A 23,904-nucleotide genomic window follows, 5' to 3' on the forward strand; every position below is an offset into this window, starting at 1 on the left:
CTGCGCATCGTCCACCTTCCGGTACAACACGTCGGATCGCGTCCTTGCTAGGACCACGCGCCCAGCAGCGCGCGCATCGCAGGCGCGATGACCTCCGCGACCGCGCGGCGGTGGGAGGCGGCCAGCGCCGCGCCGTCAGGGCGCCCGTGGGCGGCGAGGGCGTCGGCCTCGGCGTCCGGCGCCGTGGCGGCCGGAGGAGGCGAGGCGAGGGCCGCCTCGAACGCCTCGGAGACCGCCCGGCGCACAGGCTCGCCGCCCGTCTGGAGCGCCCAGGCCACGAAGCGCCACGCGAGCTCGGCGTGCCGGGCCTCGTCCTCGGCGATCGTGGCAAGGGCGCTCCGGACCGCGGCGTCGGTGGCGCGCGAGCGCTGCTCGCTGGCTTGCGTGGCGGCGAGCGTCTCGCCGACGCAGCCCTCGCGGACGGCGCGCGCCGCGAGCTCGGGCAGGCCCGAGGCGACCTCGACTCGCCCGCCGAACGCGAACGGCGCCGGCGCGAGCGCCGCGCCGGCGTACACGCTCGCCAGGCCGAAGCAGAGCGCCGCGTGCCGCACCTCGTCGCCCGCGGCCTCGTGCGCGGCAGCGAGCATGTCCGGGGGGGCCCCGACCGCCATCAGCTCCAGCGCGAACCGCGCGAAGGAGGCGACCGACGCGTGCTCGAGCAAGGCGTCGCGGAGCCACGCCTCGGCCAGCGCGGCGCGGGTCGACGGCGTCAGCGCCGCCACGTCCGGGGGCGCCGCGGCGCCCCACGCGCTCGCCGCTCGCCGCTCTGCCCGCGCCGTGCGCGCGCGCTCGCCCACGAGGAACGGACGGCCTGAGCCGCCGCAGGTCGCGATGAACTCGTAGCAGCACTCGCTGCCTCGGAGGACGCCTTCCCCGAGGCTTGTATACCAGCACCCCGCGGGCGCACCGGACCCCGATCCCGGGACGGAGGAGCTGTAGGGGCCGTAGGTCGGGCACGTGCCCGCGGGTGAGCCGCCGATGCCGCCGTCGCCGGCAGTCCCCCCTTCGCCGGCAGCTCCCCCGACACCGCCCTGTCCTCCCTGTCCCGAGGTCCCCAGGGCGACACAGAGCGTTCCTTCCTCGGTCCACTGGACGCCGCCTGCCTGGATTGACGTGACGGCATCGCCGCCTGGCCCGGCATTCCCGCCCATCCCTCCGCGCGCCCCCGAGCTCTCGTCGCCCGACGCGGGGCCACCGCCTCCGCCCGACGCGCGCTCCAGGGTGACGTCGCCGCCGCAGGCGGCGCCTCCAACTGCCACGTTGAGCGTCGCGGTGGCGAGGATCGCGCGTGTCAGCTGGTGAGCGAGCGCGAACCGAAATTGAGCCGGAGAAGAGGGGGGACTGGCCATGGTGCCAGAGAGCAGCAGCATCCATACCAGCGCAGGATCCGCGGGCGCAGCCTCTCAGCGCGGGATGCCCGGCACAGCATGGCACAGGCCTGGTCTGCATCGATTGCGCCGCCGCCGCGGCGAGCCCTCGCGGGCGGCGTGACCCGCGCGCGCGTCGACGTCGCGCTGCGCTGCGCCCGCCTGGCGTCGAGCCGGCCGCCCAGGTCCCGGCGCGACGCGGCGCCTCCGGTTGCGCTCGGCGCCGCCGTCGCGCGGAGCTCGGCTCCGCAGTCGCCGCGTCGCCGCTGCGCCGAACCGCGGTCGCTGCTGGTATAGAGGCGCTCATGACCCTCCTCCGAGACGTCCTTTCAGCGCTCGAGTCGATCGCGCCGCTCCGGTTCGCGGAGTCCTGGGACAACGTCGGCTTGCTCGCGGGCGACCCGGCGCGGCCCTCGTCGGCGGCGCTCCTCGCCATCGATTACACCCCCGAGGTCGCCCGGGAGGCGCGCGATCTCGGCTGCGATCTCGTCGTCGCCTACCATCCGCCCCTCTTCGAGGCCGTGAAGCGCGTGGTCGCGCCGAGCCCGATCTTCGCGGCCATCCGCGACGGCATCGCGCTGTACTCGCCCCACACCGCGCTCGACGTCGCGGAGGGCGGCACCAACGATGTCCTCGCCGACGCGCTCGGGATCTCGGCGGACCGCGCGCCGCTCCGGCGGGCGCCAGCCAAGGCGTGGCAGCACAAGCTCGTCGTCTTCGTCCCGGAGGATCACGCCGACGCGGTAGCCGACGCCCTCGCCGAGGCGGGCGCGGGCCGGATCGGCCGGTATTCACGCTGCAGCTTCCGCACGCTGGGGACGGGCACGTTCTTCGGGGAGGAGGGCGCGAGCCCCACGGTCGGCGAGAAGGGCCGGCTCGAGCGCGTCGCCGAGGTGCGGCTGGAGATGGTCCTCCCCCGCGACCGGACCGCCGCGGTCGTGCAGGCGATGCGCGCAGCGCACCCCTACGAGGAGGTGGCGTTCGACCTCGTCGAGCTCGCCGCCGAGCCGCTCAGGGCCGGCATCGGGCGGATCGGGCCGCTCGCCGGCGCGGCGCCGGTCTCCGAGCTGCTCGGCCGCATCAAGGAGGGCCTCGGGGTCGACGCCTTGCTCGTGGCCGGCCCCGAGCAGCGCGCCGTCTCCCGCGCGGCCACGTGCGCCGGCGCGGGCGGCGCGCTCCTCGAAGACGCCATCGCGCAGGGCGCCGAGCTCTACCTGACCGGCGAGCTGCGCCACCACGACGCCCTCCGCGCGGCGAGCGCGGGTGTCACCGTGGTGTGCGCGCTGCACTCGAACAGCGAGCGCGCCGCGCTGAAGCGCCTCGCCGAGCGCCTGCGCGCCGCGGTGCCGTCGCTGCGCGTCGAGCTCAGCGCGCAAGACCGGGATCCGTTCTCGATCCGCTGACGCGCGGCTACCTTAACCTTGGTCGGATCGTTACCCGACAGAGTGAAGAAGGCGGATTTTGCATATGCGTACGGTGTTCAGACTCCTGCTTGCCGTCGCCGGGATCGCTCCCGCTGCTTGTTCTGGGTCGTCTCCCCCTGAGCCCGGCTCATGCACGGATGCGCCTCTCATCGGGTTCGCCAACCAGGGAGCATTGTACCGGCACGATGAGTCTGTCAACGTCTTCACCGAGGGGGTGAGTCGCGCTCGCCAGCTCGGCGCGCGGGCAATTCACGTCTCGCTCCGTCCCGACAAGTCGACCCACGAAGGGACCGTCGACTCCGAAAGGTGGCTCTCGGTCAGCAGTCCCTTGGAGGCGGCGCAGCGGCCCTTCGTCACCCGCGCGCTCGGCGACCCCAGCCTCAGCCTCGTTGCGATGAGCGTCTCCGCCATGACCGGGCCGGGGAGGTACATCGAGAGCATGTACCACGGAGCCAGCACCGGTACGCCGGAGACGGTGCTGCAGCTCGAGAAGCGACAGCACTACGAGCTCGCTCGCTACCTCCTCGAAGAGTACAACGGAACGAAAAAGACGTTCATCATCAAGAACTGGGAGGGCGACTGGCTGTTTCTCCGCGCTCAGGCGAGCTGCTTACCCCAGCCGCCAGCGGCAGACGTGAAAAAGGCGATTGAGTGGTTTCGCGCGAAGCAGGAGGGGGTCGCGCAGGCTCGTGCCGCCGTGGCGTCGGACGTCAACGTCTACTTCGCGGTGGAGGTCAACCGCGTGCGCGAGGCGCTGGGACTCGAGTGCAACGGCGAGCAGCTGCGCCTGTCGCACCTCCTGCCGTTCATCGGGCCGGACATGGTGAGTTACTCGTCGTACGACTCCATGCTGCAGGGGGTGAACGACGCCCAGACGCAGATGGCCTTGACCCAGGCGCTCGACTTTCTCTATGCCGACGTGGCGCAACGTAACGCGTTCATTCGACTCGTGCCGGAGCTGGCCGATTTGCCGACCTTTCCGACGGATCCGATGGCTCTCGGCAACGGGCAGGTCATCATCTCCGAGTTCGGCCTGCCGGAGCTGGAATATCCAGAGGCCGAGGTGCGACGTCGCATCAACAATGTGCTGAACGTCGCACGGGGTGGGCGGCTGGCTGCAGCGTTCTACTGGCAGCTCTACGATAACGAAGGCCGGGGGTTCTATCTCTACAAGCCGGATGGGACGGAGTCGGTCGCGCTCGACGAGCTGAAGCGCAACGCGGGCTGGTGCCCTGGGGGAGATGGAAGTGGGGGCGGCGGGGCAGGGGGAGATGGCGGCGACGGTGCAGGCGGCAGCGGCGGGGCAGGGGGAGATGGCGGCGACGATGCAGGCGGCAGCGGCGGGGCAGGGGGAGATGGCGGCGACGGGGCAGGCGGCAGCGGCGGAGCAGGTGCCGCCGGTGGGGCAGGGGGCGCCGGCGGCGACGGGGCAGGTGGCGCCGGCAGCGGATCGGGCTCGGGCAGCGGGGCAGGAGGATCGAGCGGAGGGATGCCTGGCGCCTCCGATGTGGGTGACCCCCACATCGTCACGTTCGATGGATTGGCCTACGATTTTCAGGCGGTCGGCGAGTTCGTCGTCCTCGAATCCACCTCGGGAGCACCGCTCGCCGTTCAAGCCCGCCAGGGATCTCTGGGCACATCGCGTCGCGTCTCCGTCAACACGGCCGTGGCAACCGCGCTGGGCGCCGACCGCGTCGCGCTCTATGCGGGGAGATCGCCTCCGCTCTATTTGAATGGAACCGCGACAGCCCTCGCGGACGGCGCCGCCCTCACCCTGGCCGGTGGAGGCCAGGTGCTCCTGGAGAGCAGCAAGTACACGCTCAACTGGCCTTCGGCCGACGGCGAGCGGGCCGAGATCACGGTGGCCTCGGATCACCTCGATCTTCGGCTCCTGCTCCCTCCATCACGGCGAGGACAGGTTCGCGGGTTGTTCGGCAACTTCAACGACGATGGCTCCGACGACGTCGCCACGCGGACCGGCGCGGTCCTGATCTCGCCGACGTTCCAGGAGCTCTATGCCTCCTTCGCCGAGAGCTGGAGGGTCGCCCGGGAGGAGTCTCTGTTCGACTATGCCGAGGGAGAGAGCACCGACACCTTCACGGATCGGACGCTCCCCGAGCGGCCCGCTTTGCTCCGCGATGTGCCGGACGACCAGCGCGCGTCGGCGAGGCAGGTCTGCAGCGACCGGGGCGTCACGGACCCCACGCTCCTGGAGTGGTGCACCCTCGACGTCGCGCTGAGCGGTGATCCGAGCTATGCCGACAGCGTCGCGGCGGCCCAGCCTCCGAGCTCGACCTTCGAGGTGCTCGTCAACCTCGCGGCCGCGAGGCCCGTCACGGCGGACGGAGCGCCGCGAGGAGATCTGCAGTTCGTCACCGATACGATGTTCGCGCCGGAAGGTCAGCCCTGGGATGATCCGATGTATTCCGTGGTCACCCCCGAGGGCACGTCGCTCGCGGTGGACCTGGGAGCGATCTACTCCCTCGCTCGCGTCGTGGTGCAGGCCGACAACAACGACGAGTACCTCGTCGAGTCGTCCACGGATGGGGTGACATGGGTCCCGCTGGCGGCTGTGCCCACGTTCGGGGGTGTCGGGACGCGCACGCGGCCGGCCTATGCGCTCCCGCGGAGGGTCGAGGCTCGCTACGCGAGGATCCGGGCGACCTCCGGAGACGCGTCGTACTCCGTCTCGGAACTCGAGCTCTATGGACCGGTGAATCCCGTCGGGCCGTGAGGTGAACCGCGCGCGGCCAGCGAAGCCGCTGGACGAAGCGGCCCGCAGCGATCAGCTTGCCGGCCCTCATGCGCGACCACGGCACGCCACCCGCCCCCGACCTGCGCGCGGACGCTCTTGCACCCTCGCCCGGCTCGCGCCGCGGCGCGGGCGTCTGGTCCACGCTCCGCGACGCGGTCCGCGGCGGCGAGCACGACTTCACCGCCGGCTCCATCGACCGGGCGATCGCCCTGCTCGCGATCCCGATGGTCATGGAGATGCTCATGGAGTCGCTCTTCGTCGTGGTCGACGTCTTCTGGGTCTCGCGCCTCGGGGCCGATGCCGTCGCCGCCGTCGGGCTCACGGAGTCGCTCCTCGCGCTCGTCTACGCCATCGCGATGGGCCTCGCGGTCGCCGCGTCCGCGACGGTCGCGCGGCGGGTCGGCGAGGGGCGCCACGAGGACGCGGCCGCCATGGCGGGGCAGGCGATCGTGCTCGGCCTGCTCATCTCGCTGCCCATCTCGGCGGTCGGCGCGCTGCTCGCCCCGCGGCTGCTCGCGGCGATGGGGGCGACGCCCGGGGTGATCGCGCTCGGCGCGCCGTTCGCCTCGATCATGCTGCTCGGCAACGCGACGATCCTGATGCTGTTCGTCATCAACGCGATCTTCCGCGGGGCGGGCGACGCGGCGCTGTCGATGCGGGTGCTCTGGCTCTCGAACGCGCTGAACATGGCGCTCGGCCCGTGCCTCATCTTCGGCCTCGGCCCGTTCCCGGAGCTCGGCGTGGCCGGCGCGGCGGTCGGGACGACCCTTGGCCGCGGGACCGGCGTCGCGCTGCAGGTCTTCTTCCTCACGCGCGGCAGCGGCCGGGTGAGGGTGCAAGCGCGGCACCTCGTCCCCGACCCGGGGGCGCTCGCGGCGCTGCTCCGGCTCTTCGCGAACGGCGCGCTGCAAAACGTCATCGGCATGGCGAGCTGGAGCGGCCTGGTGCGCCTCATCGCGCCCTTCGGGAGCGCGGCGCTCGCCGGGTACACGATCGGGATGCGCGTCATCGTGTTCGCCATCCTGCCGGCGCTCGGGCTCTCGAACGCCGCCGCGACCCTGGTCGGGCAGAACCTTGGCGCGGGGCGCCCCGAGCGGGCCGAGGCCGCCGTGTACCGCGCGGGCATCTGGACCACCGTCATGCTCGGCGCGGTGGGCGTCGCCTTCGCGGTGGGCGCCCGCGCCATCGTCGGCGCGTTCACGGACGACGCCGAGGTGCTCCGGTTCGGCACGCAGACGCTGCGGATCCTCTCGTGCGGGTTCCTTTTCTACGGCTTCGGCCTGGTGTTCACGCAGGCGTTCAACGGCGCCGGCGACACCTGGACGCCCACGCTGCTGAACTTCGTCTGCTTCTGGCTCTGGGAGATCCCGCTCGCCTGGGGCCTCTCGGGCGCCGCGGGGCTCGGCCCGGCGGGCGTGTTCGTCGCGATCGCGGTGGCGTTCTCGACGTTTGCCGTGGCGGGCGGGCTCGTGTTCCGCCGCGGCGCGTGGAAGCTGCGGCGCGTCTGAGGCGCCGCTAGCGCGCCGGCCGCGCGAGCCAGGCCTCGATGAGCTTCCGGGCGATGCTGAGCGGCGGCGGCAGGAGCGGCAGCGCGTCGCGGTGGAACCAGCGCGCGTCCTCGAGCTCGCGCGTGTCGACGCGCAGCTCGCCGCCGGCGTAGCGCGCGGTGAAGCCGACCATGATCTGGTGGGGGAAGGGCCACGGCTGGCTGCCGAAATAGACGATGTCGGCGACGTCGACGCCCGTCTCCTCGTGGACCTCGCGCGCGACGCACGTCTCCAGCGTCTCGCCCGGCTCGACGAACCCGGCGACGAGGCCGTACATGCCCGCAGGGAACCGCGCCTGGCGCGTCATCAGGACGCGCGGGCCGTCCTCGACGAGCACGATCGTCGCCGGCGTGATCCGGGGGAAGTAGTTGCTCGCGCAGCGGACGCAGCGCTTCACGCGCTCGTCCTGCCCGGTCTCGAGCGCGGCGCCGCACGCCGCGCAGTACTGGTGCGCCCTGTCCCAGTGCTGCACCTGGTACGCCGTGCCCGCGATCTCGAACAGCTCCGGATCGATGCGCCCGTGGAGGCGCCGCAGCGAGACGTAGGCATACCCGGCCGGCGTCGGCGCGCCCTGCGCGAGCTCGGCGGAGCGGCAGGCGCGCCCGTCGAGCTCGCCGAGCGGCTGCGCGCGCGTGACGATGACGCCGAGATCCGCGAGATCGGCCGCGATCGGGAGGTCGAAGCGATCGCCGCCGTCTTCGGACTCGCGCGCGCGGACGAGGAGAGCGTCGCCGTGGAAGGCGAACCACGCGATCTCGGCGGGCGCCGCGCTCGGACGGCCGAGCCCGGCGCGGAAGCGGGAGGACGGCATGGCGTTACCGGGGGCAGAGCCGCGCGGGCTCCCCGTCGAGGCGTCGCTCAGGTGAGCCGATCGGCTGCATGCGGGGGAGCCTAGCGTCTCGATGGAGGCGGCGATACCGCGACGTCGCGGGAAGGAGGAGGTATGGGCGTCGCGTCGCGGCTCAAGCGCCGCGGGCTCACGCGGGGCCGGCGAGCGTCGCGGCCCAGGCGAGCGCGACGAACGCGACCTCGACGTCGTTCTTCCTGGGGACGAGGCGCTTCGTCTCGATGCCCTCGCCGGCGCGGAGGGGGAGCTGCTCCAGCGCCGCGAGCTCGGCGGCCTGCGCGGCGTGGAGGTCGCGGAGCGCGGCGTCCGCCTCGGTCCACTCCTGCCGCGCGCGCTCGAGCTTCGCGGCGGCCTTGTCGCGCTGGGTCCCGGCGCGCCGGGCGGTGTCCCGGCCGGCGACGAGCCCGAGGAGCGCGGCGCCCACCGCGCCGGGGAGCGCGGCCACCTCGGCCTCGGCCTGGCCGTACCGCGCCTTCGCGGCGGCGATGCGCTCGCCGAGGCGCGCGATCTTGGGCGCGAACCGGCCGACGACCTGCTGCTGCTCGGCGGCGGCGAGCCGGGCCGCGGCGGCGCGGCAGCGGGCGGCGAACGCCTCGAGGGGCTCGCCGTCGTCCTGCGCGAGCCCGAGCTCCTTGTGGACGGCCACGGCGGCGTCGATCGTGCGGTAGGCGTGCTCCCGGAGCGCGCGCGCCGCGGCCTGCGCGGTGGCGCGCTTCGCGAGCGGGGCGGGCAGCTCGGCGAAGCGGGCGCCCGCGGCGGGCGATGTGGCGAGCAGCGAGGCGTCGAGCCGGGCGACGCGCGAGAGATCCGGCTTGCCGTCGGGCAGGAGCGGGGCGGCGAGGAGCTGGCTCCGGTTGAGGGCGACGCCGAGCTTCGCGTCGCGCAGGTGGGCGATCACGGAGGCAGCAACCCAGGGGATGTAACGGAAGCCCTCCGGCGCGGCGGCGGGGGCGTGCGCGTAGAGGCTCCGCCATCCATCGGGCGCCGGCGGGGGCGCCGTCGCTGCCCGGGGCGGCGGTGCGGGCGCGGGCGCGCCGGCGTCCGCACGAGCCGCCGCGCTGCGCCGCGCGGGCAGCGGGGCGGCGGGCGTGTGGCGCGGGTCGAGCACGACCGTCCCGCCCGGGCCCACGGGCGCGCGCGGGGCGGGGCTCCCCGGACCGGGCGAAGCGCACCTCGGATCAGGAGATGCAGGCCTGGGATCGAGAGAATCGACTCTGGGATCTGGATGTTTAGACCTTGAATCCAGAGAATCGACTCTGGGATCCGGATGTTTAGACCTTGAATCCAGAGAATCTGCTCTGGGATCTGGATGTACAGACCTGGAATCGAGAGAATCGCGTGTCGGATCGGGCGCGGGCGGGGGAGGGGAGATGCTCCGGACGAGGCGGCCGACCTCGCGCCGGGTGACCGGGCCACGCAGCCACGACAGGCTGAAGCGCGTCTCGGCGAGGAACGACGGCGGCTGCATGTGGACGTCGCGCACGAAGAACGTGCGCGGGGGGAGCGCCTTCAGCGTGGCCGACAGGGCCGCGGCCTCGACCCCGCCGGCGCCGCCGTCCGCGCCCGAGAGCCCCTCGACGACGCGCTCGCGGTCGGCGTCGGTCTGGAGCCGGCCCACGAACCACGCGCCGGCGTTCGAGAGCGCCTTGTAGTCGAGGTCCATCGGGTTCTGCGTGGCGAGGACGACGCCGACCCCGAAGGCGCGCGCCTGCTTCAGGAGCGCGAGCAGCGGCCGCTTCGTGGGCGGGTTCGCCGGGTGCGGGGGCAGGAAGCCGAAGACCTCGTCGAAGACCACCAGGGCGCGCAGGTCGCTCGTGCCTGAGAGGCCGCGCACCCACGAGAGCAGCTGATCGAACAGCAGCCCGAGGACGAGGAGCCGCTCGTCGTCGTCGAGGTGCGCGACGCTGACGATCACCGCCGGGGTCTTGCCGCCGCCGCTGCCTTCCTGCGGCGCGAGCCACGCCGCGACGTCGAGCGGCGCGCCCTTGCGCCAGGTGGCGAACGTGGGCGAGGCGAGCAGGGTGTTGAGCTCGCGGGCGAGCGCCTGGCGCTCCTTGGGGGCGAAGAACTCGTCGACGCCGAGGGCGCCCACGGCGGCGATCGGCGGATCGGCCAGGTCCGCGAGCAGCTCCTCGAGCCCCGCGGCCCGGCGCGCGCGCAGCCGCCGCTCGGCGAGGTGCGCGAGCAGCACGTGCTCGCGGCTCCGGGCCGGGTCCGGGTCGCGGCCGACGAGCCGGAGCAGGAGCGACAGCGAGGCCGAGAGCGCCTCGCGGGCGGCCTCCTCGTCCTCGTCCCAGAGCGAGGAGGGGGCCTCGAGCGACGACAGCACGTGGACCGGCTCGCCCGCCGTGGTGCCCGGCGTCAGCAGGCGCGGGGCCATGCGGGCGCGGAGCGCGGCGACGTCGCCCGGCCCGAGCCCCGACGAGGCGAGGCCGTCGCGCCAGCGCGCCGCGAGCCCCTCGGCGACGTCGGCCGTGGAGCGGCCGTCGCGCGCGGCCGCCGAGGGGTCGATCCACGGCTCGAACTCGGCCGCCGAGAGCTCCGGGAACGTGAAGAGCAGGTTGGGCAGGTCGCCCTTCACGTCGACCATGAGCACCGGGACGCCCGAGCGCAGCGCCTCCTCGACGAGGACCATGACGAGCCCTGTCTTGCCGCTGCCGGTCATGCCGACGACCACGCCGTGGGTCACGAGGTGGTGCGCCGGGAGCTCGAACGGGCGCGCGCCGGCGGCGCCGGGATCGCCCGAGAGCGGGCGGGAGCGGCCCAGGGTGAAGGGGCGGGTCGGCATGAGGGCGGGCTCGTGCCATGGCGCGAGGGCTGTCGCAATGCCGGAGGGGGGCGGGGAGGGCGTCCGCCTCGCGAGCGAATCAGCATGAAGTTCGCGCGACGGCGATGGCTCCGGACGCGCTGGGCTCACCCGAGCCAACGCTGCGCCGCGGCCCCCCTACGCGACCCTCGCGACCGCGTTCCGCTGCCCCCGCATTCTGCCGCGTTCACCCCGGACGCCCCGCATCTTCGCGTCAAAAAAAGCGAGAGCGCGGCTATAGTGTGCGCATGGAGGTCGGGCCATCGGAACCGGATGCCCCCGCGTCGACGGCGGGCATCCCAGCGATAGGCGAGGTCTTCGCGCAGAAATACCGCCTCGAGCGCAGCCTCGGCCGGGGCGCCATGGGCGTCATCTTCGCCGCCGAGCATGTCTCGCTGCGCCAGCGCGTGGCCGTCAAGTTCCTCCTTCCCCGCGCGATGACGCTGCCCGGCGCGAGCGCCCGGTTCCTGCGCGAGGCGCGCGCCGCGGCGGCGATCCGCAGCGAGCACGTCGCCCGCGTCATCGACGTCGGCACGGCCGATCTCGGCGTCCCCTACCTCGTCATGGAGTACCTGCGCGGCCGCGATCTCCAGCGGGAGATCGAGGCGCGCGGCCCCTTGCCCGTGTCCGAGGCGGTCGATTACGTGATCCAGGGCTGCGAGGCCATCGCCGAGGCGCACGCGCGCGGCATCGTCCACCGGGACCTCAAGCCGGGGAACCTCTTCCTCACGACCGGCGCGACCGGCGCGCCCATCGTCAAGGTGCTCGATTTCGGCCTCTCCAAGTCGGCCGCCGCCGAGGACGACGGCAAGCTCACGGCGTCGGAGGTGATGCTCGGCTCCCCCTGCTACATGTCGCCCGAGCAGGTGCGGTGCTCGAAAGACGTCGACGCGCGCACCGACATCTGGTCGCTCGGCGTCATCCTCTACCAGCTCCTGACGGCGCGGTTTCCCTTCGAGGTGTCGAGGATCTCGGCGCTCTTCGTCGCCATCGCCATGCACGCGCCCACGCCGCCGCGGGTGCACCGGATGGATCTGCCGGCCCGGATCGAGGACATCATCCTCCGCTGCCTCGAGAAAGAGCCCGAGCTGCGCGTCCAGACCGTGGCGGATCTGGCGCGAGAGCTCGCGCCCTTCGGCTCGGAGCACTCCGCCCGCGCCCTGGCGCAGATCGAGGCGATCGCCCGGGGTAAGGCCTTTCCGTCGTCTCGGCCCCTCGGGCCCTCGGGCGACGGCGTCGCGAGCACGCTCCCCGCCGCGGCCAACGACGGGCCGGGCGCGTCGTCGACCCTGCCGGACGCCGACAAGCGGGCGGGAGCCGGGGCAGGTCCCTGCTCGACGGCGCTCTCGCCCGGCGGCGACCACGTGACCACCCTGCCCAGCCAGGGCGCCGCGGCGGCGACCTCGTCCAGCGAGCGTCGCACGCTCCCCCACGTGGCCGTCGCGGAGCGGCCCTCGCTGGGGCTGGCGCGGAGCAGCGGCCCCACGACCCCGGCGCAGGACAGCAGGCCCACGCTGAAGATGGTGCGGAACGACCGGTCCTCGCACGGGGGGAGCTCCGAGGAAGGCCCCACGCTGACGATGTCCCGGAGCGACGGCCTCGCGCTGAAGATGGCGCAAGGCGGCGGTTCCGTGCTGGCGACAGCGCAGGGCAGCGGCGCCGCGCTGAAGATGGCGCAGGACGTTGGCCCCGCGCCGGCGACAGCGCAGGACAGCGGCGCCGCGCTGAAGACGGCGCAGGACAGCGGCATCGCGCTGAAGTCGGCTCCCGAAGACGGCCCCACGCTGACGATGGCGCGCGAGGACGCTCCGACGCCGACGCCGACGATGGCGCGCGAGGAAGGCCCCACGCTGACGATGGCGCGCGAGGAAGGCCCCACGCTGACGATGGCGCGCGAGGAAGGCCCCACGCTGACGATGGCGCGCGACGACTCCCCCACGCTGACGATGGCGCGCAAGCGGGGGGCGCCGCCGCGGCGGCTCGGCGCGGGCAAGCAGGCGGTGCCGCTGGCCCAGCCGGACGGGAAGGAGATCGCCTGGAGCCCGCGCGAAGGGACCGAACGCCGCCGCGATCGGTGGCGCTCCGGCGCGTTCCGCTGGCACCGCGGCGCGGGCACGTGGATCGCGGCCGCCGCAACCCTCCTCGCCGCGGTAGCGCTCGGCGCGGCGCGCTGGACAGCGAGCTCGAGCGCGCCGGTGGCCGCCAGGTCGCCGGCGGGCCAGGACGCGCCGATGGCCGTCGCAAGCACGGCCGGCCCTGCGCCGTTCGGCACGCCCGCGCCCTCCGGCGGCGCGCCGGCCCCGGAAGCGCCCTCGCAATCCGCGGATCCGGCCGGGGCCGACTCGCCCTCCGCGGTCGACGCCGCCGCCACGACGCCCGACCCCGCAGCGGTCCCCGAGCGCCGCCGGCAGGGGGGCCGGCCTCCCAAGGTGCGGCGGCCCGGCACCCTCGCGCCCTCGCGCTCGGGCGCCGTCTCGCCAGAGCGCGACGTGAACGGCGGAGGCGCCGACGACGTGTACGAGGGCCTGGAGTCGATCCGCGACAGGCGGTAGACCCGGCCTCGCGCTCCCCGCGCGGGCGGCGTCCCCGCGCCGGCGGGCCGCAGGGACAGGCATCATGGCGAAGAAGAAGCTCTCGGCCCGCGCCGCCCGGCGCGAAAGCGATCGCTCCTCGGCGAAGCTCACCCGCGACATCGAGCGGCTCGCGCTGCTCGAGCCGGGCTACACCCCCGGGCGCGCCATCGCCCTCGACGCCGCCTCGCAGGTCGAGGTGGCCGCCCGGTCGATCCCGTGCCCGCGCTGCCGCGGCGCCTTCCGCGTGGAAGACCACACGGCCGAGACGCTCGACGGCGTCCGCCTCCGCGTCGCGAAGGTCGCCTGCAGCGCGTGCGGCGCAGGCCGATCGCTCTACTTCCGGCTCGGCGCCGCCTCGCTCAACTGAGCTCGTCGATGGGGGATCAGTACCGCGGGACGCTCTCGTCGATGTGGATCGACCACGCGTCGATGCCGCCCTGGAGCGAGGCGACGCGCTCGTGGCCGAGCTTCTCGAGGAGGGCGGCGGCCGAGAGGCTCCGGACGCCATGGTGGCAGTAGGCGACGACCAGCGCGCCCTCGCCGGGGGCGACCTCGTCGGCCCGCTCGACGAGCTCGTTCAGCGGGATCAGCGCGCTGCCCGGCAGCGCGGCGATCTCGTGCTCGCCGGGCGTGCGCACGTCGAGGAGGTACACGGGCTCGCCCGCCTTCAGCTTCAGAAAGAGGTCTTTCACGGAAATCTGTTGGACCATGACCGTGCTCGCCATCCCGCCGTGGACGGCGGCGTAAAGGCTTCTACCTAATCCAAGGAGCTCCCCCGGAGCAACTGCCGCTCATTGGCCCGTCCGATCGGTCGGATCCGTCTGGCTGGTCTGGTTCGTCTGGTTCGCCCGATCCTTGGCCAGCGCCGCGATCACCCCGACGAGCTCCGCCGGATCCAGCGGCTTGGCGACGTGCGCCTGGTACCCGGCGCCGAGCGCCCGCGCCTTGTCCTCGACACGAGCCAGCGCGCTGAGCGCGACGGCCGGCGTCGCCCCGCCGCGCGCCTCGCCGAGGCCCCGCACCCTGCGGATGAGCTGGAAGCCGTCCTCGCCCGGCATCCCGAGGTCGCTGACGAGGACGTCGGGCCGATCCTGCGAAAGGATGGCCAGCGCCTCGGCGGCGGATCCCGCGGTCGTGACCGTCGCCTTGCACTCCTCCAGCACGCGCTGGGCGACCTCGCGCGCGTCGGGCTGGTCGTCGACCACCAGCAACCGCAGGCCGGCGAGCGACGCGCCCGGGTAGTCGGCCAGCGCCTCGACGCGCGCCTCGCTGGGGCGCTCCGCCGCGCCGGGCGCCTCCTGCGAGACGCCGGCGAGCGGCAGCGTCACGGTGAAGGTCGCGCCCAGATGCTCGCCCTGGCTCGCGACCTCCACGGCGCCGCCGTGCAGCTCGACCAGGTGCTTGACGATCGACAGCCCGATGCCGAGCCCGCCGTGCTTCCTCGTCGAGGACGCGTCCGCCTGCCGGAAGCGCTCGAACAGGTGGGGGAGGAACTGCGGGGCGATGCCCATCCCGGTGTCGGTCACCGACAGCGCGGCGTGCGCGCTCGCGCGCCGCAGCGCGACGTCGATCCGCCCGCCCGGGGGCGTGAACTTCACGGCGTTCGACAGGAGGTTCCAGACGACCTGGTGGATCCGCGCGGGGTCCCCCCTCAGCGAGCTCACTGAGGGGTCGATGCTCGAGGCGACCGCGATCCCCTTCGTCTCGGCCGCGAGCTGGATCGCCTCGAGCGCGCTCCGGATGACCGACGCCAGGTCGACCGGCTGCACGTCGAGCCGCAGCTTCCCCGAGACGATCCGGCTCATGTCGAGCAGCTCGGACACCATGTCGGCCTGGAGCCGCGCGTTGCGCTCGATGACCTCGAGCCCCCGCGCGAGCGTCGGCGGCTCGGGCACCCGGCCCCGCAGGATGCGCGCCCAGCCCAGGATGGCGTTGATGGGCGAGCGCAGCTCGTGCGAGAGCGTCGCGACGAAGTCGTCCTTGACCCGGCTCACCCGCTCCGCCTCGTCGCGCGCGGCGCGCTCGCTGTCGAGGAGCTTCTGGCGCTCTTCCTCGGCCAGCCGCTCCGCGGTGACGTCCTCGGTGATCCCCATGAACGAGTCCACGGCGCCGCTCGGCCCGAGCTCGGGGATGACCCGGGCGCGGAATCTCCGCTCGCCGATGCCGAACTCCAGCCGCAGCGGCTTGGAGGTCGCGAGCACCTCGCGGCACACGGCCTCGCTCATCTCGACCACGTCGGGCGGGAGCCCGTTCTCGCGGGGCGTCTTGCCGAGGTAGTGCTCCGGCGGGAACCCCATCACCGTCGCCGAGGTGGGCGACATGAAGGTGCAGCGCAGGTCGCGATCCAGGCGGTAGATCACGTCGGGCGAGTTCGCCATCAGCGACGCGAGCTCCCGCTCGCGAGCGCGGAGCTCGTCCTCCAGGCGCTCGCGCTCGGTGAGGACCCGCTGCGCCTCGTCGAGCGCCGCGAGGAGGCGGCCCTGGCTCTCGCGCAGCGCCTCCTCCGTGCGCTTGAGCCGGCTGATGTCCAGACAGATGCCGACCCAGGCGGTGATCTTGCCTCGCTCGTCGCGGACCGGGACGCCCCGGTTGAGGACGGGGTGGACGACGCCGCCGGGGCCGAGGTACCGGAGCTCCTCCTCGAACGGCTCACCCGTCTGAACGCACCGCTGGAAGATCGCCACCTTGTGCCGATCCTCGGGGTGGAGCGCCTCGACCCACCCGTGCTCCGAGCACTGCTCTTGCATCATCCCGGCCATTCTGAGGAACGCGTTGCTGGCATAGACGTTCCGCCCGTCGGCGTCGCTGACCCAGATGCCATAATCGATGGATTCCCCGATGGCGCGGAAGAACTGTTCGCACCTCCGGACCGCCGCCTCCGCCAGCGCCTGCTCCGCGGCCAGCGCCCGCTCCTCCGCGTTCCTCGGCTCGGTGATGTCCTCGACGAGCATCACCGCGCGATACGGCCTCTGCCGGAGGTCACGGACGAAGACGCCTGTCACGTGGAGCCAGCGGACGCCGCCGTCCTTGCAGCGGCAGCGCATCTCGAACGTGAGGTCCTCCTCGTCCGCTTCGAGGAGCGAGCGCCACGCCGCGAGCGAGCGCGTGCGGTCTTCCGGCAGGGCGAGCTCCGACAGCTTCTTCTGGCGCAGCTCGTCCTCCGAGTAGCCCAGCAGCAGGCAGAGCGAGCTGCTGACGCGCACGATCCGCCCGCTCGACGCGTCGATCTGCGCGGTCCCCCTGCTGGGCGATCGCGTCGCCCAGGCTGGCTGTCCGGCCGTCTCCCCCATCCCCGCCCGCCCCGATCCTCCATGCACCCGCCCGATCGGCCGTGTGTGCATGGCGCTCCCTCCCGCTGTTTCGTCCGGCCACGCTATCACGATCGCGTGACGCTGCGGGCGGCATGGCGACCCGATCGCCTCCGTCCTCTGCGCGTCCGGATCGCCTGGACGGAGCCTGCTGCGTCCGCTTTGCCTCTTCGGTCTGCTGTGTCGGTCGCGCCGGCGCGTCAGCGGTGTCGGTCCCGCTCGCTGCGTCGGTTCCGCCCCCATCGCGCGTCGCTGGCGATCCGACCTGGACATGGAGGAGTTTGCTTGCATTCTCGCTGAAACCAGGCTTCTGCATGGTGGGCGCGCGCCCATGGGCGCGCGCCCGACAGCCGCCATGGATCAAGCCGCCGCACCGCTCCTCGCTCGCCTCCCGCCGTCGCCGCACGACTTCACGGCCGACGATCTGCTGAACGGCTTCCTCGACTACGTCGCCGAGCGGGGGCTCGAGCTCTACCCGGCGCAGGAGGAGGCCATCCTCGAGATCTTCGGCGGCAAGAACGTGATCCTCAACACGCCGACCGGCTCGGGCAAGTCGCTCGTCGCGGCCGCGATGCACTTCAAGGCGCTCGCCGAGGGGATGAAGTCGTACTACACGTGCCCGATCAAGGCGCTCGTCAGCGAGAAGTTCTTCTCGCTCTGCAACGACTTCGGCCCCGAGAACGTGGGCATGTTGACGGGCGACGCGGCCGTGAACCGCGACGCGCCCATCATCTGCTGCACCGCGGAGATCCTCGCGAACATCGCGCTCCGCGAGGGCGAGAAGGCGCTCTGCGACTACGTGATCATGGACGAGTTCCACTACTACTCGGATCGCGATCGCGGCGTGGCCTGGCAGATCCCGCTGCTCACGCTGCCGCAGGCGAGGTTCTTGCTCATGAGCGCCACGCTCGGAGGCACCGAGTTCTTCCAGGAGGAGCTCACGCGCCTGACGGGCGAGCAGACGGCCGTGGTCAAGTCGACCGTGCGCCCGGTGCCGCTCGACTTCGAGTACCGCGAGACGCCGCTCCACGAGACCGTCGCGACGCTCGTGAAGAGCGGCAAGGCGCCGATCTACATCGTGAGCTTCACGCAGCGGGGCTGCGCCGAGGAGGCGCAGAACCTGATGAGCCAGGACTACTGCACCAAGGAGGAGAAGCGGGCGATCACCGCCGCCCTCGCGGGCGCAGGGCCGGGGTCCGCGTTCGGGGGTCCGTTCAAGTTCTCGAGCCCCTACGGCCGCGAGGTGCAGCGCTTCGTCAGGCACGGGATCGGGCTCCACCACGCGGGGCTCCTGCCGAAATACCGGCTGCTCGTCGAGAAGCTCGCCCAGCAGGGGCACCTCAAGATCATCTGCGGCACGGACACGCTCGGCGTCGGCGTCAACATCCCGATCCGCACGGTGCTGTTCACGAAGCTCTGCAAGTTCGACGGCGAGAAGACGGCCATCCTGAGCGTGCGTGACTTCCAGCAGATCAGCGGCCGGGCCGGCCGGAAGGGGTTCGACAACCAGGGGAGCGTCGTCGCCCAGGCGCCGGAGCACGTCATCGAGAACATGAAGCTCGAGGCGAAGGCGGGGAACGACCCGGCCAAGCGGCGGAAGATCGTCAGGAAGAAGCCGCCGGAGAAGGGCTATGTGCACTGGGACCGGCAGACGTTCGAGCGGCTGATCCAGTCGCCGCCCGAGCCGCTCGTGTCCCGGTTCCAGGTCACGCACGGCATGCTCGTCAACGTGCTCGGGCGCGAGGAGGGCGGCTGTCAGGCGCTGAAGCGGCTCATCCGCGGAACCCACGATCGGCCGGCGGTCCGGCGCCAGCACGGCAGGACGGCGATGCTCCTCTTCCGCTCGCTCGTGGAGGCGCGCATCATCGAGTTCGTCCCCAGGGAAGACGGGCCGGGCAAGCGCCTCCGCATCAACGCGGATCTCCAGGAAGACTTCTCGCTGAACCACGCCCTCTCGCTCTACGTCCTCGAGACGGTGGGCAAGCTGGATCCCGACAGCGGCACCTATCCGCTCGATCTCTTGACGCTCGTGGAGTCGATCCTCGAGAACCCCGATCTCATCCTGCAGAAGCAGCTCGATCGGCTGAAGACCGAGAAGCTCGCGGAGCTGAAGGCGGCGGGCGTCGAGTACGAGCAGCGGATGGAGGAGCTCGAGAAGCTCGATTATCCGAGGCCGAACCGCGAGTTCATCTACGGGACCTTCAACGACTTCGCGCGGCGGCACCCCTGGGTGGGGCAGGAGAACATCCGTCCGAAGGGCGTCGCGCGCGAGATGTACGAGCAATACCTGTCGTTCAGCGAGTACATCCGGGAGTACAACCTGGAGCGGGCGGAGGGGCTGCTCCTCAGGTACGTCTCCGAGGTGTACAAGGCGCTCGTCCAGACGGTGCCCGAGTACGCGAAGGACGGCGACACCATCGACATGATCGCCTATTTCCGGGCGCTCATCCGCGGCGTGGACTCGAGCCTTCTCGACGAGTGGGAGCGGCTGCGCGACCCGTCGTTCCAGCCGCGCGCGGCGGCCCCGGGCGGCGCCGGGGAGCCGGCCGCGTTCGACGTCACGCGGAACGTCAAGGAGTTCACCGTGCTCGTGAGGAACGAGCTCTTCTTCTTCCTGCGCGCGCTGTCCCGCCGCGACTACGAGGTCGCCGCCGAGATGGTGGAGGGGGAGGAGGCGCCGTGGACGGCGGAGCGGCTGGACGAGGCGCTCCGAGGCTATTACGCGGAGCACGCCGCGATCCGCACCGATCCGGCGGCCCGGAGCCCGAGCAACACGATCGTCCACCCCGCCGAGGACGGCGGCTCCTGGGTGGTCCAGCAGATCATCGCCGATCCGGAGGACCACAACGACTGGATGCTCGACTGCAAGGTGGATATCGATCGCTCGCGCGAGGCGGGGCGGCCGGTCATCGTGCTCCGGCGCATCGCGAGCTGATCGAGAGGGAGCGGCAGCGCTGACGGGGCTCGACCATCGCATGGGATGCTCCAGGGCCGAGGCGGAGCAACGCGCGGAGAAGGGTAGGGTTGAACGATGCTGAGGCGGGTCCGCCTGGTACGGTTCAAGAACTTCGAGGACGCGACGCTCTCGCTGGGTCCGTTCACGCTGCTCGTCGGGGCGAACGCGGCGGGGAAGAGCAACGTGCGCGAGGCGCTCCGTTTCCTGCACGGGGTCGGGCGTGGGTACACGCTGGCAGAGATCTTCGGGGGCAAGTACACGGCCGGCGAGCGGCAATGGGACGGGCTGCGCGGCGGCGTGCGGGAGGCGAGCTTCCGGGGGGCGGGGAGCTTTGTCCTCGAGGTGGACATCGATCTGGCCACCGAGGGGGGCGATGTCTATGACGTGGGACGATACTCCATCGAGGTGGAGACAGCTCCGTTGCCACGGGTTGCTGCGGAGTCGCTTCGCTCTGGCGGAACGAGCCCCATCCTCGTCTACGAGGCACGCCCGCACCGCAATACGTCGGGAGGACAGCCGCCGGAGCAGCTGATCATCACGGTCAATGAGACCTACTCGATCGAGGGGCCCGGCTCCTGGATGCAGTCCGAGCGCTCGGATGCTCCAGCGCTGACGAGGCTCCTTGGCGAGCCCCCTGACGCCGTGATCAGCGCCGAGCGCGCGCTCGGGTCGATGCGCTTCATCGACCTCGCTCCCACCGCCATGTGCCAGCCGAGCGTTCCGGGACAAGCCAACCTCTCCGATCGTGGAGAGAACTTGTCCTCCGTCCTGCAGACCCTTTGCTCGCGCGAGGACACCAAATCGGAGCTCCTGCACTGGCTCCGCGCGCTGACGCCGATGGACGTGGTCGATCTGAAGTTCCCAGCCGATCTTCGAGGGCAGGTGCTGCTCGTCCTCGTCGAGAAGGACGGGACCGAGCTGTCCGCGTACAGCGCCTCGGAGGGCACGCTGCGCTTCCTCGGCCTCCTCGCCGCCCTCCTTTCACCCGAGCCGACGCTCTTCTTTCTCGAGGAGATCGAGAGCGGCCTCCACCCGAGCCGGCTGCGGCTCCTGCTCGACCTCATCAGCGCACGGGCGCGCGACGGCCGCGTCCAAGTCGTCGCGACGACGCACTCGCCCGCGCTCCTCGCGCAGCTCGACGACGAGCTCCTCGCGCACGCATCGCTCGTCTACCGACTGGAGGGAGAGCCGTCCGGTCGCATCGTCCGCCTCGTCGATGTCCCCGACGCGGAGCGCGTCCTCCGCGGCCATGATCGCGGTGATCTGCTGGCGTCGGGGTGGTTCGAGGACATGATGGAGTTCGCCGCATCCCCGAGAGAGCCCACGAAGCGAGCTTCTCCCGAGGAGAGCGGGCCGTGAACGTCTTGATCATCCCCGAGGATTCACGCCGGGACAAGGAGCTGCTCAGGCCCATCATCCAGGCGCTCATGGCCGAGCTGGGCAGGCCCAAGGCCAAGGTCCGCGTCTGCGAGCAGCCGGTGCTCGGCGGTGTAGGGGAGGCGCTCAAGTGGGAGCGCATTCACAAGATCATCGATCGCTGGGGAGGCCAAACCGATCTCTTTCTGCTCCTCGTCGATCGCGATGGTGCGCAGAACGCCGGGCGGCGAGCCGCCCTCGATTCGTTGGAGCAGCGGAGCGCCGCCGTGCTGGCGGAGGGGCAGGCTCTGCTCGGCGAGCTCGCGATCGAGGAGATCGAGGTCTGGGTGCTCGCGGGGCACAACCTCCCCTCGGAGTGGAAATGGCTCGAAATTCGCGCTGATGCTCACCCGAAGGAATCCTTTTTCGCGAGCTTCCTGACACAGCACCGCAAGATGGCCGCTGATGCTGCTGGCCGGGCTATCGTCGCGGAAGAGGCGGCGCGCTCGATACGACGTATCCTCCAGCTCTGCCCGGAGGACCTCGGGCGCCTCGCCGCGCGGATCCGCGCGCGGATCTGACCCGGACGACGCGGCGGGCAGCACTGTTTGACATCCCCGCGGCAGCGGGAGAGATAGCGGACATGCGAAGTCCGCTGCTCCCCGCTCGCTGGTGGTCGCTCCCCCTCCTCCTGGCCGCCGCCTGCGCCCCGCCCACCGGCTCGTCCCCGCCGAGGGCCGCCCCGCCGAGGGCCGCCCCGGCCGGGGCCGCCGCGGCGGTGAAGCAGGCCGCCCCGCCGGACAGGGCGCGCATCGCCGGGCCGGAGGCGAGCCGGATCACGTTCGCCCACCTCGGTAGGCAACCGCCGCTCGGAGCGCGGCTGCCCAGGGCGATCCAGTACGCGCCCGGCGGCAAGCTGATCACCTACCTCCAGCGGCAGGCGGACCGGCCGGAGCAGTCTCTCTTCGCCTTCGACACCACATCGCGCGAGACTCGGCAGCTCGTCGCGTCGGGCGACCTGCTGAAGGACGCGAAGCCGCTGTCCCGCGAGGAGGAGCTCCGCCGCGAGCGACAGCGCATGTTCTCCAGGGGGATCACGGCCTATTCGTGGGCGAAGCGGGCAGAGGTCCTGCTCCTCCCCTTCGGCGGCGACCTCTTCGTGCGCGACCCGAAAGGGGCGATCGCGCGGCTCACCGACACGCCCGAGCCGGAGATCGATCCGAAGGTGTGCGACGGCGGTGAGCGCGTGGTGTTCGTCCGCGGGCGCGAGCTCTTCATGATCGACGTCGCCTCGCGCCGCGAGACGGCGCTGACCCGGGGGGCGCCCGAGGGGGTCTCGCGCGGCCTGAGCGACTTCAACGGTCAGGAGGAGTTCGATGAGCCGAGCGGCTTCTGGATCTCCCCCGGCTGCGACCGGGTGGCTTACCTGGAGGTCGACGAGCGAGAGGTCGAGAAGGTGCCAGTCCTCGGCTTCCGCGACGGCAAGGAAGATCTCATGATGGCGCGTTACCCGCGCGTCGGCGGCAAGAACCCCCGCGTCAGGGCGGGCATCCTCGATCTCGCCACCAGGAAGACGACATGGCTCACGTGGAAGGGCGGCGATGGCGAAGACGAGCGCTACCTCGGCCGGTTCGCCTGGGCGGAAGACGGCAAGGCGCTCTGGTTCCAGACCCTCTCGCGCGACCAGAAGCGCCTCTCGCTCCTCCGCACGAGGCCGCGTTCGGGCGAGGCCGCCGAGGTCGTCGTCGAGACCTCGCCGACGTGGGTGGACTTCGCGGACATGCGGCTCCTCGAGCGCTCGCCGAGGTTCCTCTGGTCGACCGCCGAGGGCGGCCACCGCCACCTCGCGCTTCGGGACACAGGCTCGGGCGCCGAGCTCGCGAGGCTCACCGCGGGCGACTGGGACATCACCTCGCTCCTTCCGCCGGACGAGGAGCGCGGCCTCGCGCGCTTCGTGGCGACGAAGGATGGCCCGACCGAGCGCCACCTCTACACCGTGCCGCTCGCGGGGGGCGAGGTGAAGCGGCTCACGTCCGACCCGGGGATGCACCAGATCACCGTGGATCCGGGGGGGCCGGGGTACGTCGAGCTCCACGCGGCCCTGGATCGCCCGTGGAGAGGGGCGGTGAGGGGCGCGGACAACGCCGAGGTCGGCGCGCTGCCGGCGCCCGTGGACCGCGAGCTCGCGGAGCTCGAGCTGCGCGCCCCCGAGATCGTCGAGGTGCGCGCCGCGAGCGGCGACACGCTCTACGGCGCGCTGCTCGCGCCGCGGAGGATCGAGCCCGGCCGCCGCTATCCGGTCGTGGTGAGCGTGTACGGGGGGCCCGGCGTCCAGACGGTCTTCAACTCGTGGTCGCCGTGGCTCCTGTGGAATCACCTCGCGGACCGCGGGGTGGTGGTGTTTCAGCTCGACAACCGCGGCTCGGCCAACCGCGGGCGCGCGTTCGAGTCCGCCATTTACGGGCGCCTCGGCGAGGTCGAGCTCGCCGACCAGCTCGCGGGCCTCGATTTCCTGAAGACGCTGCCTTACGTCGACGCGGGCCGCGTCGGGATCTACGGCCACAGCTACGGCGGCAGGATGGCGCTGGAGGCGCTCCTCATGGCGCCGGACCGCTTCCACGTGGGCGTCGCGGGCTCACCGGTGAGCGATGATCGGCTGTACGATACGGGCTACACGGAGCGGTACATGGGTCTCCTCGCCAAGGAGGCCGCGCGGTACGAGGCGACCGATCTCACGAAGCGCGCGGGCAACCTGCGCGGCAAGCTGCTCCTCATGCATGGGCTCATGGATGAGAACGTGCACTTTGCGCACACGGCGAAGATGATCGAGGCGCTCATGGTCGCGGACAGGCGGTTCGACACCCTCGTGTTCCCGGGCGAGCGGCACGGTTACCGGTCGCCTGCCGCGAGCCATTACGCGAACCGCGCCATCGTCGAGTACCTGACAGAGCACCTCTGATCGCCG

14 protein-coding genes are annotated in these 23,904 nt (G+C 72.2%); 9 read left to right on the forward strand and 5 right to left on the reverse strand.

Annotated features, from left to right (window positions below; translation table 11 throughout):
* Positions 1-47 precede the first annotated feature (47 nt).
* Entirely contained in the window at positions 48-1,259 is a 1,212-nt protein-coding gene (locus ACSRUE_RS26265; RefSeq protein ID WP_441285978.1) for a ferritin-like domain-containing protein, read from the reverse strand.
* Between the two features lie 413 nt (positions 1,260-1,672).
* Here ACSRUE_RS26265 and ACSRUE_RS26270 point away from each other — a divergent pair, with 413 nt between their 5' ends.
* The 3 genes from ACSRUE_RS26270 to ACSRUE_RS26280 all read left to right on the forward strand — a co-directional run bounded on the left by ACSRUE_RS26270 (position 1,673) and on the right by ACSRUE_RS26280 (position 7,054).
* Positions 1,673-2,770 (forward strand): Nif3-like dinuclear metal center hexameric protein, encoded by a 1,098-nt coding sequence (locus ACSRUE_RS26270; protein ID WP_441285979.1) that lies wholly within the window; start codon positions 1,673-1,675, stop codon positions 2,768-2,770.
* A gap of 193 nt (positions 2,771-2,963) precedes the next feature.
* Positions 2,964-5,525, forward strand: a complete 2,562-nt coding sequence (locus ACSRUE_RS26275) for a VWD domain-containing protein (protein ID WP_441285980.1) — start codon at positions 2,964-2,966, stop codon at positions 5,523-5,525.
* Between the two features lie 68 nt (positions 5,526-5,593).
* Positions 5,594-7,054 (forward strand): MATE family efflux transporter, encoded by a 1,461-nt coding sequence (locus ACSRUE_RS26280; RefSeq protein ID WP_441285981.1) that lies wholly within the window; start codon positions 5,594-5,596, stop codon positions 7,052-7,054.
* 7 nt (positions 7,055-7,061) lie between these two features.
* On the opposite strand, the gene nudC is transcribed toward ACSRUE_RS26280, so the two are convergent.
* Both nudC and ACSRUE_RS26290 read right to left on the reverse strand, forming a co-directional pair.
* The gene (nudC, locus tag ACSRUE_RS26285) at positions 7,062-7,904 is read right to left on the reverse strand and encodes an NAD(+) diphosphatase (protein WP_441285982.1); all 843 of its coding nucleotides are present in this window, start codon (positions 7,902-7,904) and stop codon (positions 7,062-7,064) included.
* 166 nt (positions 7,905-8,070) lie between these two features.
* The gene (locus ACSRUE_RS26290; protein ID WP_441285983.1) at positions 8,071-10,728 is read right to left on the reverse strand and encodes a helicase HerA-like domain-containing protein; all 2,658 of its coding nucleotides are present in this window, start codon (positions 10,726-10,728) and stop codon (positions 8,071-8,073) included.
* A 266-nt stretch (positions 10,729-10,994) separates the two neighbouring features.
* Here ACSRUE_RS26290 and ACSRUE_RS26295 point away from each other — a divergent pair, with 266 nt between their 5' ends.
* Both ACSRUE_RS26295 and ACSRUE_RS26300 read left to right on the forward strand, forming a co-directional pair.
* Positions 10,995-13,298, forward strand: coding sequence for a protein kinase domain-containing protein (locus ACSRUE_RS26295; protein ID WP_441285984.1), 2,304 nt, complete (start codon positions 10,995-10,997; stop codon positions 13,296-13,298).
* Between the two features lie 64 nt (positions 13,299-13,362).
* Entirely contained in the window at positions 13,363-13,686 is a 324-nt protein-coding gene (locus ACSRUE_RS26300; RefSeq protein WP_441285985.1) for a hypothetical protein, read from the forward strand.
* Between the two features lie 16 nt (positions 13,687-13,702).
* On the opposite strand, the gene ACSRUE_RS26305 is transcribed toward ACSRUE_RS26300, so the two are convergent.
* A complete protein-coding gene (locus ACSRUE_RS26305) occupies positions 13,703-14,011 on the reverse strand; it encodes a rhodanese-like domain-containing protein (RefSeq protein ID WP_441285986.1) in 309 nt (102 codons plus the stop codon).
* Positions 14,012-14,110: 99 nt separating this feature from the next.
* Positions 14,111-16,609, reverse strand: coding sequence for a hybrid sensor histidine kinase/response regulator (locus ACSRUE_RS26310; protein WP_441285987.1), 2,499 nt, complete (start codon positions 16,607-16,609; stop codon positions 14,111-14,113).
* Positions 16,610-16,982: 373 nt separating this feature from the next.
* Here ACSRUE_RS26310 and ACSRUE_RS26315 point away from each other — a divergent pair, with 373 nt between their 5' ends.
* The 4 genes from ACSRUE_RS26315 to ACSRUE_RS26330 all read left to right on the forward strand — a co-directional run bounded on the left by ACSRUE_RS26315 (position 16,983) and on the right by ACSRUE_RS26330 (position 23,898).
* Positions 16,983-19,562, forward strand: a complete 2,580-nt coding sequence (locus ACSRUE_RS26315) for a DEAD/DEAH box helicase (RefSeq protein ID WP_441285988.1) — start codon at positions 16,983-16,985, stop codon at positions 19,560-19,562.
* A 96-nt stretch (positions 19,563-19,658) separates the two neighbouring features.
* Complete coding sequence (locus ACSRUE_RS26320) at positions 19,659-20,942, forward strand: AAA family ATPase (RefSeq protein ID WP_441285989.1); 1,284 nt, start codon at positions 19,659-19,661, stop codon at positions 20,940-20,942.
* The gene (locus tag ACSRUE_RS26325; RefSeq protein ID WP_441285990.1) at positions 20,939-21,520 is read left to right on the forward strand and encodes a hypothetical protein; all 582 of its coding nucleotides are present in this window, start codon (positions 20,939-20,941) and stop codon (positions 21,518-21,520) included. Before ACSRUE_RS26320 ends, ACSRUE_RS26325 begins: the two co-directional genes overlap by 4 nt.
* 62 nt (positions 21,521-21,582) lie before the next feature.
* Positions 21,583-23,898, forward strand: coding sequence for an alpha/beta fold hydrolase (locus ACSRUE_RS26330; protein WP_441285991.1), 2,316 nt, complete (start codon positions 21,583-21,585; stop codon positions 23,896-23,898).
* Positions 23,899-23,904 lie beyond the last annotated feature (6 nt).

Origin of the sequence: Sorangium sp. KYC3313 (assembly GCF_052075895.1) — a bacterium.
Lineage (GTDB): Bacteria > Myxococcota_A > Polyangia > Polyangiales > Polyangiaceae > Sorangium > Sorangium cellulosum_B.

What these genes read in the sequence shown, in the direction of transcription:
- ACSRUE_RS26270 (WP_441285979.1), top strand. Translation starts at nt 1,673, where the DNA reads ATGACCCTCCTCCGAGACGTCCTTTCAGCGCTCGAGTCGATCGCGCCG.
- ACSRUE_RS26280 (WP_441285981.1), top strand. Translation starts at nt 5,594, where the DNA reads ATGCGCGACCACGGCACGCCACCCGCCCCCGACCTGCGCGCGGACGCT.
- nudC (WP_441285982.1), bottom strand. Translation starts at nt 7,904, where the DNA reads ATGCCGTCCTCCCGCTTCCGCGCCGGGCTCGGCCGTCCGAGCGCGGCG.
- ACSRUE_RS26290 (WP_441285983.1), bottom strand. Translation starts at nt 10,728, where the DNA reads ATGCCGACCCGCCCCTTCACCCTGGGCCGCTCCCGCCCGCTCTCGGGC.
- ACSRUE_RS26295 (WP_441285984.1), top strand. Translation starts at nt 10,995, where the DNA reads ATGGAGGTCGGGCCATCGGAACCGGATGCCCCCGCGTCGACGGCGGGC.
- ACSRUE_RS26300 (WP_441285985.1), top strand. Translation starts at nt 13,363, where the DNA reads ATGGCGAAGAAGAAGCTCTCGGCCCGCGCCGCCCGGCGCGAAAGCGAT.
- ACSRUE_RS26310 (WP_441285987.1), bottom strand. Translation starts at nt 16,609, where the DNA reads ATGGGGGAGACGGCCGGACAGCCAGCCTGGGCGACGCGATCGCCCAGC.
- ACSRUE_RS26315 (WP_441285988.1), top strand. Translation starts at nt 16,983, where the DNA reads ATGGATCAAGCCGCCGCACCGCTCCTCGCTCGCCTCCCGCCGTCGCCG.
- ACSRUE_RS26320 (WP_441285989.1), top strand. Translation starts at nt 19,659, where the DNA reads ATGCTGAGGCGGGTCCGCCTGGTACGGTTCAAGAACTTCGAGGACGCG.
- ACSRUE_RS26330 (WP_441285991.1), top strand. Translation starts at nt 21,583, where the DNA reads ATGCGAAGTCCGCTGCTCCCCGCTCGCTGGTGGTCGCTCCCCCTCCTC.